Origin of the sequence: Pseudomonas sp. ANT_J28 (genome assembly GCF_008370005.1) — a bacterium.
Classification (GTDB): Bacteria; Pseudomonadota; Gammaproteobacteria; order Pseudomonadales; family Pseudomonadaceae; genus Aquipseudomonas; species Aquipseudomonas frigoris.
Genome location: NZ_VOBM01000017.1, coordinates 117,517 through 127,737 on the forward strand (window position 1 = coordinate 117,517; position 10,221 = coordinate 127,737).

A 10,221-nucleotide genomic window follows, 5' to 3' on the forward strand; every position below is an offset into this window, starting at 1 on the left:
GAGCGGGCTTGCTCGCGAAGGCGATCTAAAGAACAACGGTTCTGTTCGCGTTCAAAAACACCCGTCGTTCAATGTGATAACCAACGGCCCGCGCCAGGGTCAGCCCTTCGATATCCCGCCCCTTGGCGATCAGGTCTTCGGGGTAGTGACTGTGGTCCACTGCCTCTACGCCCTGGGCGATGATCGGGCCTTCGTCCAGGTCGTTGTTGATGTAATGCGCCGTGGCGCCGACCAGTTTCACGCCCTTGTTGTAGGCCTGGTGATAGGGCTTGGCGCCCTTGAAACCCGGCAGCAGGGAGTGATGGATGTTGATCGCCTTGCCGTCGAGTTTGCGGCACAGCTCGGGCGACAGGACTTGCATGTAGCGGGCAAGGATCACCAGTTCGGCACCGGACTCTTCGATCACCTGCCAGACCTGACGCTCCTGGGACGGTTTGTCGTTCGGGTCCAGCGGGAAGTGGTAATACGGAATCTGGTGCCAGTCCGCCAACGGCTTGAGGTCCGGGTGGTTGGAGACCACGGCGGCCACGTCCATCGACAATTGGCCGATGCGCTGGCGGTAGAGCAAATCGTTGAGGCAGTGATCGGCCTTGGAAACCATGATCACCACTTTCGGGCGGTAGTTCGGCGCCGTGATTTCGAAGATCATGCCGAAGGCTTGGCCGCGTTCTTCGAGGCCGGCGCGGAAGGCTTGCTCGTCGAAGCCGTCGGGCTGGCGGAATTCCACGCGAATGAAGAAACGGCCCGAGAGCCGATCATCGAAGGAATGGTGTTCGGTGACGTAGCAGCCCTGCTCGAACAGAAAGCGGGTCACCGCGTCCACGGTGCCGAGAACGCTTGGGCAGTCGGCGGTCAGAATCCATGTGTCTGGGGCGCGGCTCATAGTGCGGTGACTCCTGTTCGAAAGTAGCAGCAACGCCGCTTTGTGTAGCAGCTGCCGAAGGCTGCGTTCGGCGGCGAAGCCGTCGTCCACCCTGAATCCCTGATCAATCTGAAAGAACGCTGCCGCAGGTTTCACGACGACTTCGTCGCCGAACGCAGCCTTCGGCAGCTGCTACAGGGACCTCAGTGGTTCATCAAGCCTGAACGCTAAGCCCGTATTCGGCGGCCGCATCCTGCAACCACAACCACCAGTAATCCGAGAAGCTGCGGCGAATCAGCAGTTCCCAGGTGTCTTCGGCGGTGTGGCGGATGACCAGTTGCGACTTGGCAAACACGGTGCCCACAGCCTTGCCGACCGGGAAGCTGTTGGGGTGCACGTCGTAGCTGGTGGACTTCATCAGCACCTGGCGCACGTTTGGGCCGCTCAGTTCGAGGAGCTGCTGGCCGCCGCTGACGTTGGTGATCGCGATGTGCAGGTCGCCCAGCGCTTCACGCAGTTTTTTCTCGGCGGCGAATTCTTCACCGGTCGGCACGATCAGCAGCCATTCATCCGGCCCCATCCATTGCAGGCTGGTTTCGCCTTTGACGACGACGGTCAGCGCGCCCGGCAATTCGATACCGAGGGCTTTGTGCACACCGGCAGCGAACGCAGCATCATGGCCATCGCCACGAATGGTCAGGTGGCCGAGGAGTTTTTTCTCACGCACGATCACGCCGGCGCTTTTGCGACCCTTGCCCACCAGGCTTGGCAGGCCTGCGTGATGCAACGACGACTCGGCCTTGGCCCCAGTGGTTGGGCGTTGTTGGTAAACATTGGCTGCGGTCATAAAGCACCTGTTCCTGAATTCTGTTGGTTCCGGCCCTTGTGGTGACCAGGCTGACGCTTTCGCGAGCAAGCCCGCTCCCACATTTGACCGCGTTCCCCTGTGGGAGCGGGCTTGCTCGCGAATCGCTCAGACGACTCGGTGCAACTGCCCGCCCACAGGACCCGAGGCCATTAAACGTTCTGGCGATCACCCTTTGGATCGAAGAACACCGAAGAAACGATTTCCGCTTCGATCACGCTGCCATCGGCCAGCGGTGCGAACACGCGCTCACCCATACGCTTCAAGCCGCCCTTCACCACACCCATGGCAAACGAATAGCCGAGGGAGTTGTGCAAGTAGCTGGAGGTCACGTGACCAACCATGGTCATCGGGATCGCTTGCTTGGTGTTGAACACCAGTTGCGCACCTTCCGGCAGCCATTTGGTCGGATCGATCGGCTTCAGGCCGACCAACTGTTTGCGTTGATCACGCACGCAGTCTTCCCGGTTCATGCCACGCTGGCCGATCCATGAGAAAGGTTTAGTGCGACCGACGCACCAGCCCATGTTCAGGTCGTCCGGAGTCATCGAGCTGTCGGTGTCCTGACCGACGATGATGAAGCCCTTCTCGGCCCGCAGAACGTGCATGGTTTCAGTGCCGTACGGGGTCAGGTTGTATTTCTTGCCGGCCTCGACGATTTTTTCCAGAACGCCCATCGCATAGTCGGCCTGAACGTTGACTTCGTACGACAGTTCACCGGTAAACGAAATCCGGAACACCCGCGCTGGTACGCCGCCGACCAGACCTTCTTTCCAGGTCATGAACGGGAAGGCTTCGTTGCTCAGGTCGATGTCGGTGACTTCGCTGAGCAGCTTGCGGCTGTTCGGCCCGGACAGAGTCATGGTTGCCCAGTGATCCGTCACGGACGTGAAGTACACCTTCAGGTCTGGCCATTCGGTCTGGTGGTAGATTTCCAGCCATTGCAGCACGCGTGCAGCGCCGCCGGTGGTGGTGGTCATCACGAAGTGGTTGTCGGCGAGACAGGCGGTTACGCCGTCGTCGAACACCATGCCGTCTTCTTTGCACATCAGGCCGTAGCGGGCCTTGCCCACGTCGAGCTTGGTCCAGGCGTTGGTGTAGATGCGGTTGAGGAACTCACGCGAATCCGGGCCCTGGATGTCGATCTTGCCCAGGGTCGAAGCGTCCAGCAGGCCGACGCTGTCGCGCACGGCTTTGCATTCGCGCTTCACGGCGGTATGCAGGTCTTCACCGTTTTTCGGGAAGTACCACGGACGCTTCCACTGACCGACGTCTTCGAACTCGGCGCCGTTCTTCACGTGCCAGTGATGCAGCGCGGTGAAACGCACCGGCTCGAAGATGTGCCCACAGTGACGACCGGCTACAGCACCAAAGGTGACCGGCGTGTAGTTCGGGCGGAACATGGTGGTGCCCATCTGCGGGATGGTCACGTTCAGCGAACGGGCGGCGATGGCCAGACCGTTGACGTTGCCGAGCTTGCCCTGGTCAGTACCAAAGCCCAGTGCGGTATAGCGTTTGACGTGTTCAACCGACTCGAAGCCTTCGCGGGTCGCCAGTTCGATGGCGGCAGCGGTGACGTCGTTCTGCAGGTCGACGAATTGCTTCGGTGCACGTGCGGTGTTCTTTTCATGCGGCACCTGGAACAGCGCCAGTGTTGGCTCTTCCAGACGGCTCAGGGCTTTCGGCAAGGTGCCTTCGACCACACTGAAACCGGCTTCGCTGGCTGCGCGAGCGCCGCCTTCAAAACCATCGGCCAGGGAATCACCGAGACCATAGACGCCGTTGATGCCACCGACGCACACGCGTTTCTGCGGTGCTTCACCCGGTACGAAACCGAGGATATCTTCACGCCAGATCGGCTTGCCACCCAAGTGCGACGCCAGGTGAACCACCGGGCTGTAACCGCCGGAGCTGGCAATCAGGTCGCATTCGAGCCACTCACCAGGACTGGTCACGGTGTGCGCTTTGACATCGATCGCTGCAACGCGAGCGGCGGTCACGTGCTTGCTGCCACGTGTCTCGATCACGGCGCTGCCGGTCAGGATGCGAATGCCTTTGGCGCGCGCTTCTTCAACCAGCGCACCGCGCGGATTGCTGCGGGCATCGGCGATGGCCACGACTTGCAGGCTGGCGTCGAGCCAGTCCAGGGCAACGCGGTAGGCGTGATCGTTGTTGGTCGACAGCACCAGTTTTTTGCCCGGTGCCACGCCGTAACGACGAACGTAAGTGGACACAGCGCCGGCGAGCATGTTGCCCGGCACGTCGTTGTTGCCGTAAACCAGTGGACGCTCGTGAGCGCCGGTCGCCAGCACTACACGCTTGGCGCGAACCCGGTGGATGCGCTGACGGACCTGGCCAATCGGGGCGCGGTCGCCGAGGTGATCGGTCAGGCGCTCGTGAATGGTCAGGAAGTTATGGTCGTGGTAGCCGTTGACCGTGGCGCGCGGCAACAGCAGCACGTCCGGGGTGTCTTTCAGTTCGGCAATGACGCTGGCGATCCATTCGGCAGCAGGCTTGCCGTCGAGGCTTTCGCGGGAGTCGAGCAGGCTGCCGCCGAACTCTTCCTGTTCATCGGCGAGGATCACACGGGCACCGCTGCGGGCAGCCGCCAGTGCAGCGGCCAGGCCAGCAGGGCCACCGCCGACGATCAGCACGTCGCAGTGCTGGTTCATGTAGTCGTAGGTGTCCGGATCGTTCTCGGTCGGCGAGCGGCCAAGGCCGGCAGCCTTACGAATGTACTTCTCGTAAGTCATCCAGAACGATTGCGGGTACATGAAGGTTTTGTAGTAGAAGCCCGGCGGCATCAGCTTGCCGCCGACCTTGCCGAGAATCCCCATCATGTCGTTGTTCACGCTCGGCCAGCCGTTGGTGCTGGTGGCGACCAAACCTTGATACAGCGCTTGTTGCGTGGCGCGTACGTTCGGGATCTGCGTGGCTTCGGTCGCGCCGATCTGCAGCACGGCGTTCGGCTCTTCGGCACCGGCGGCGAAGATGCCGCGCGGACGGGAGTATTTGAAGCTGCGACCGATGATGTCGACACCGTTGGCCAACAAGGCTGCGGCCAGGGAATCACCTTCAAAGCCTTTGTAGCTCTGGCCGTTGAAGGTGAAGCTCAGCACTTTGTTGCGGTCGATCCGTCCGCCGTTGGACAGGCGATTGATCTGGCTCATACCTTCTCTCCCAGAGCCGTGGCGGCCGCTTTCGGGCTATCGGTCTTGTCGGTGAATTGTGGCTTGGTGCCGATCTTGTAGGTTTCGAGAATCTCGTAGGTCACGGTGTCACGGGTGGCGTTGAAGTACTGACGGCAACCGGCGACGTGATCCCACAGCTCGTGGTGCAGACCGCGAGGGTTATCGCGGAAGAACATGTAGTCGCCCCACTCCTCGTCGGTGCAATTGGTCGGATCCAGAGGGCGCGGGATGTGCGCCTGGCCGGATGCGTGGAATTCCTCTTCGGAGCGCAGTTCGCCGCAGTGAGGACAGAAGATATGCAACATGGGGATTTCTCCTGTTAGTGGGCAACCGCAGCAGCGCCGTGTTCATCGATCAACGCACCGTTGTGGAAACGGTCGATGGAGAAAGGTGCAGCCAATGGGTGCATTTCACCCTTGGCCAGACTCGCGGCAAACACGTTGCCCGAGCCAGGTGTTGCCTTGAAGCCACCGGTGCCCCAACCGCAGTTGAAGAACATGTTCGGCACCGGTGTTTTCGAGATGATCGGGCACGCATCCGGCGTGGTGTCGACGATGCCGCCCCACTGACGGTTCATGCGCACGCGAGACAACACCGGGAACATCTCGACGATGGCCTGGATGGTGTGCTCGATCACCGGGTACGAACCACGCTGGCCGTATCCGTTGTAGCCGTCGATACCGGCGCCGATCACCAGGTCGCCCTTGTCGGACTGGCTGATGTAACCGTGTACGGCGTTGGACATGATCACGCTGTCGATAATCGGCTTGATCGGCTCGGACACCAGCGCTTGCAGCGGGTGGGATTCGATCGGCAAACGGAAACCGGCGAGTTTGGCCATGTGCCCGGAGTTACCGGCGGTCACTACACCGACGCGTTTGGCGCCGATGAAGCCTTTGTTGGTTTCAACGCCGATGCACACGCCGTTTTCCTTGCGGAAACCGATCACTTCGGTCTGTTGAATCAGGTCCACGCCCAGTGCGTCGGCGGCACGGGCAAAGCCCCACGCCACGGCATCGTGACGGGCCACGCCGCCGCGGCGCTGGACGGTAGCGCCCATCACCGGGTAGCGAGTGTTCTTGGAGCAGTCGAGGTACGGAATCTCGTCGGCCACTTGTTTGGCATCGAGCAGTTCGCCGTCCACGCCGTTGAGGCGGTTGGCGCTGACCCGACGCTCGGAATCACGAATGTCTTGCAGGGTGTGGCACAGGTTGTAAACGCCGCGCTGGGAGAACATCACGTTGTAGTTCAGATCCTGGGACAGGCCTTCCCACAATTTCATCGCGTGTTCGTACAGGTGCGCCGACTCGTCCCACAGGTAGTTGGAGCGAACGATGGTGGTGTTGCGCGCGGTGTTACCGCCGCCCAGCCAGCCTTTCTCGACCACGGCCACGTTGGTGATGCCGTGTTCCTTCGCCAGGTAGTAAGCCGTGGCGAGACCATGCCCGCCACCGCCGACGATGACCACGTCATAGACCTTTTTAGGGGTCGGCGTGCGCCACATTTTCTGCCAGTTTTCGTGATGGCTGAGGGAGTGTTTGAAGAGGCCGAAGCCCGAGTAGCGTTGCATAGTCATTTACTCCAAAACCGCGCTCAGCGATAAACCGGGAAGTCCGCGCACAGGGCTGCCACTTGCTGCGCAACATTGGCCTCGACATCGGCGTCGCCGAGGTTGTCGAGAATGTCGCAGATCCAGCCGGCCAGCGTGACGCACTGGGTAACCTTGAAGCCGCGAGTGGTCACCGCCGGGGTGCCGATGCGCAGGCCGGAGGTCACGAACGGCGACTGTGGATCGTTCGGGACAGCGTTCTTGTTCACGGTGATGTGGGCGCGACCGAGTGCTGCATCCGCCTCTTTGCCGGTGAGGCCCTGACGGATCAGGCTGACCAGGAACAGGTGGTTATCGGTGCCGCCGGACACTACATCGTAGCCGCGTTTGATAAATACGCCGGCCATGGCCTGGGCGTTGTCGATCACTTGTTGCTGGTAGGCCTTGAAACCAGGCTCCAGCGCTTCCTTGAAGCACACCGCTTTACCAGCGATCACGTGCATCAGCGGGCCGCCCTGACCACCGGGGAACACGGCAGCGTTGAGTTTCTTTTCCAGCTCTTCGTTGGCCTTGGCCAGGATCAGGCCGCCACGTGGACCGCGCAGGGTTTTGTGGGTGGTGGTGGTGACCACGTCGGCGTACGGCAGCGGGTTCGGGTACAGGTCGGCAGCGACCAGACCGGCCACGTGCGCCATGTCGACGAACAGATAAGCGCCGACTTTGTCAGCGATCTGACGGAAGCGCGGGAAGTCCAGGGTCTTCGAGTAGGCGGAGAACCCGGCGATGATCATTTTCGGCTTGTGCTCGACCGCCATGCGCTCGACTTCGTCGTAATCGATCAGGCCGGTGGCGGTGTCGATGCCGTACTGCACAGCGTTATAGAGCTTGCCGGAGAAGCTGACTTTGGCGCCGTGGGTCAAGTGACCACCGTGAGCCAGGCTCATGCCCAGCACGGTGTCGCCGGCCTGCAGCAGCGCAAGGAATACCGCGGCGTTGGCCTGGCTGCCGGAGTGCGGCTGCACGTTGGCATAGTCGGCACCGAACAGTTGCTTGGCGCGTTCGATGGCCAGCGCTTCAACTTTATCGACGTGCTCGCAGCCACCGTAGTAGCGCTTGCCCGGATAGCCTTCGGCGTATTTGTTGGTCAGGCCACTGCCTTGCGCTTCCATGACGCGTTTGCTGGTGTAGTTCTCTGACGCGATCAGCTCGATGTGATCTTCCTGGCGTTGCTCCTCGGCATTCATCGCCGCCAGCAGTGCATCGTCGTAACCCTTGATCTGGTCTTGCTTGCTGAACATCGCGTCTCTCCCAGCGGCGGCGGTGCGCCATTCGTCTCGGTAAGGCACTGGTGTTTCGACAGTGCCCTTTGAATGCGATGGTATGACCGGCGCAGACAGGTCAAATGCCTATGGACGCCACGCAAAGGTGCGTTTACGACATGGCGGGAAATGGCATGCCGAGCACACTCCTCAAATCAGCAAAGAACCTTGTGGGAGCGGGCTTGCTCGCGAATGCGTCAGGTCAGTCAACATAAGTGGTGGATGACAAACCGCATTCGCGAGCAAGCCCGCTCCCACAGGGTTATGCGGCGATTCCGCGGACGAGCAACAGAAGCAGAAAATGCAGCGGATACAAGGCATACGCCCAGCGACGCATCGGTAGGGGCGGTTTCAATCGGCCGGCATGTCGCAACAAAAGCACGCCAGCCAATGGCGCGATCAGACAAGCGGCGATGCCGAGGATGGCTTCAACATTGTGAAACCGCGCGGAGGAATACAGCACTGTCCACTGATTGGCTGCCAGACAGACCAGCCCCGGCAACAGGCTGAAATACCAAGGCCGCCCGATCACCAGCAACATCGCCAGCGGCAACAGTACACCGAAGAAGCCGAACATCAGGCGCTCCGGGAACAGCGCCGCCAGCAGCAAGGCGCCTGCCGCCAACAGTCGCGTTTGCAGGGTTCGATCCTGCCAGCCACGGGCCACCAGCAATCCCAGCACCAACGTGGGCAGCACGTTCAAGGTGTCGGGATCAGGCATGTAGATCCGGTAGGGGATTTCGCTGATGGCGCTAAACAGCAGCAACCAGCCCAGATAACGCCACCGGCCGTCGGTCGTCACCGCGCGGGCCCGTGCCAGGTTTGCGGCCATCGCCAGACAGAACCAGGGGAACGCCAGTCGCCCCGGCACATACAGCAAATCGACGGAATAACCGACATATCGCAGGTGATCGAGCACCATGCTCAACAGCGCCAGCCACTTGAGCAGATCCAGTGCCCCATCCCTTTGCGTCATGTGCATAATTGCCCGTCGTTTTTGTATTTTTCTGTCAGACACATCGCGTGTGCTCACCGGATGATCTTCGGTAAAGTGCGCACCATCATTGACCACGGGTCGCTTCACCATAAGCGTCTCGACCACGGAAAGCAGGGCCATGACCGATAAGAGCCAACAATTCGCCAGCGACAACTATTCCGGTATCTGCCCTGAAGCCTGGGCTGCCATGGAACAGGCCAACCACGGCCACCAACGCGCCTATGGCGACGACGAATGGACCGCACGCGCGTCCGATGATTTCCGCAAACTGTTCGAAACCGACTGCGAAGTGTTCTTCGCCTTCAACGGCACCGCCGCCAACTCCCTGGCTCTGTCGTCGCTGTGCCAGAGTTACCACAGCGTGATCTGCTCGGAAACCGCCCACGTCGAAACCGACGAATGCGGCGCACCGGAATTCTTTTCCAACGGTTCCAAGCTGCTCATCGCCCGCACTGAAAACGGCAAGCTGACCCCGGAGTCGATCCGCGAAATCGCGCTCAAGCGCCAGGACATCCACTACCCGAAACCGCGCGTAGTCACCCTGACCCAAGCCACCGAAGTCGGCAGCGTCTACACCCCGGAAGAAATCCGCGCCATCAGCGCCACGTGCAAAGAGCTGGGCCTGAACCTGCACATGGACGGCGCGCGCTTCTCCAATGCCTGTGCGTTCCTCGGCTGCACGCCGGCAGACCTGACCTGGAAGGCCGGCGTCGATGTGTTGTGCTTCGGTGGCACAAAAAACGGGATGGCGGTGGGGGAAGCGATTCTGTTCTTCAACCACAAACTGGCCGAAGACTTCGATTACCGTTGCAAACAGGCCGGGCAACTGGCCTCGAAAATGCGTTTCCTGTCGGCGCCGTGGGTCGGGATTCTGGAAAACGACGCCTGGCTCAAATACGCCCGCCACGCCAACCACTGCGCGCAGCTGTTGGCTGAGCTGGTGAGCGACATCCCAGGCGTGGAACTGATGTTCCCGGTGCAGGCCAACGGCGTGTTCCTGCAACTCTCGGAACCGGCCATCGCCGCACTGACGGCCAAGGGCTGGCGCTTCTACACCTTCATCGGCAACGGCGGCGCACGCTTTATGTGCTCGTGGGACACCGAAGAAGAACGCGTACGGGAATTGGCAGCGGATATTCGCGAAGTCATGTCCCGCTAATCCCCCCGCCAATCTGCCGCAACAAACCCTTGTAGCAGCTGGCGAAGCCTGCGTTCGGCGGCGCAGCCGCCGTAAAACCATACAGCGCGGTGTGCATGACACACCGCTTCGCCTGATCTCACGACGGCTGCGCCGCCGAACGCAGGCTTCGCCAGCTGCTATGTATGGACTCGCCCCCACTGTCTACCCGCTTTTGAAAAACCGCCGCCCCGTTGCATCTATGTATCAGGCCTATTCGAAGAAGCCGTCTTCGGCTTCTGGCCAAAATTGGAAGAGCTC

8 protein-coding genes are annotated in these 10,221 nt (G+C 60.9%); 1 reads left to right on the plus strand and 7 read right to left on the minus strand.

The window, feature by feature from the left end; genetic code table 11:
- Window positions 1-25 precede the first annotated feature (25 nt).
- From purU to FQ187_RS14575, 7 genes are all read right to left on the minus strand, one after another.
- Complete coding sequence (gene purU / locus FQ187_RS14545; RefSeq protein WP_149630016.1) at window positions 26-883, minus strand: formyltetrahydrofolate deformylase; 858 nt, start codon at window positions 881-883, stop codon at window positions 26-28.
- Window positions 884-1,076: 193 nt separating this feature from the next.
- Window positions 1,077-1,709, minus strand: a complete 633-nt coding sequence (locus FQ187_RS14550; protein WP_129440544.1) for a sarcosine oxidase subunit gamma — start codon at window positions 1,707-1,709, stop codon at window positions 1,077-1,079.
- Window positions 1,710-1,879: 170 nt separating this feature from the next.
- Window positions 1,880-4,897 carry a sarcosine oxidase subunit alpha gene (locus FQ187_RS14555; protein ID WP_149630017.1) on the minus strand — a complete coding sequence of 1,006 codons (3,018 nt, stop codon included), beginning with the start codon at window positions 4,895-4,897 and terminating at the stop codon, window positions 1,880-1,882.
- The gene (locus FQ187_RS14560; RefSeq protein ID WP_008147095.1) at window positions 4,894-5,223 is read right to left on the minus strand and encodes a sarcosine oxidase subunit delta; all 330 of its coding nucleotides are present in this window, start codon (window positions 5,221-5,223) and stop codon (window positions 4,894-4,896) included. Before FQ187_RS14560 ends, FQ187_RS14555 begins: the two co-directional genes overlap by 4 nt.
- 14 nt (window positions 5,224-5,237) lie before the next feature.
- Entirely contained in the window at window positions 5,238-6,488 is a 1,251-nt protein-coding gene (locus FQ187_RS14565) for a sarcosine oxidase subunit beta (RefSeq protein ID WP_007947735.1), read from the minus strand.
- Between the two features lie 23 nt (window positions 6,489-6,511).
- Window positions 6,512-7,765 (minus strand): serine hydroxymethyltransferase, encoded by a 1,254-nt coding sequence (glyA, locus tag FQ187_RS14570; RefSeq protein WP_149630018.1) that lies wholly within the window; start codon window positions 7,763-7,765, stop codon window positions 6,512-6,514.
- A 283-nt stretch (window positions 7,766-8,048) separates the two neighbouring features.
- Entirely contained in the window at window positions 8,049-8,768 is a 720-nt protein-coding gene (locus tag FQ187_RS14575) for a TraX family protein (RefSeq protein ID WP_149630019.1), read from the minus strand.
- A gap of 133 nt (window positions 8,769-8,901) precedes the next feature.
- Here FQ187_RS14575 and FQ187_RS14580 point away from each other — a divergent pair, with 133 nt between their 5' ends.
- Window positions 8,902-9,942 carry a low specificity L-threonine aldolase gene (locus tag FQ187_RS14580; RefSeq protein WP_033053959.1) on the plus strand — a complete coding sequence of 347 codons (1,041 nt, stop codon included), beginning with the start codon at window positions 8,902-8,904 and terminating at the stop codon, window positions 9,940-9,942.
- The last annotated feature ends 279 nt before the right edge of the window (window positions 9,943-10,221 follow it).

Bases quoted from the DNA above. Each gene is read 5' to 3' on its own strand.
- purU (WP_149630016.1), bottom strand. From the start codon at position 883: ATGAGCCGCGCCCCAGACACATGGATTCTGACCGCCGACTGCCCAAGC.
- FQ187_RS14575 (WP_149630019.1), bottom strand. From the start codon at position 8,768: ATGCACATGACGCAAAGGGATGGGGCACTGGATCTGCTCAAGTGGCTG.
- FQ187_RS14550 (WP_129440544.1), bottom strand. From the start codon at position 1,709: ATGACCGCAGCCAATGTTTACCAACAACGCCCAACCACTGGGGCCAAG.
- FQ187_RS14555 (WP_149630017.1), bottom strand. From the start codon at position 4,897: ATGAGCCAGATCAATCGCCTGTCCAACGGCGGACGGATCGACCGCAAC.
- FQ187_RS14565 (WP_007947735.1), bottom strand. From the start codon at position 6,488: ATGCAACGCTACTCGGGCTTCGGCCTCTTCAAACACTCCCTCAGCCAT.
- FQ187_RS14580 (WP_033053959.1), top strand. From the start codon at position 8,902: ATGACCGATAAGAGCCAACAATTCGCCAGCGACAACTATTCCGGTATC.
- FQ187_RS14560 (WP_008147095.1), bottom strand. From the start codon at position 5,223: ATGTTGCATATCTTCTGTCCTCACTGCGGCGAACTGCGCTCCGAAGAG.
- glyA (WP_149630018.1), bottom strand. From the start codon at position 7,765: ATGTTCAGCAAGCAAGACCAGATCAAGGGTTACGACGATGCACTGCTG.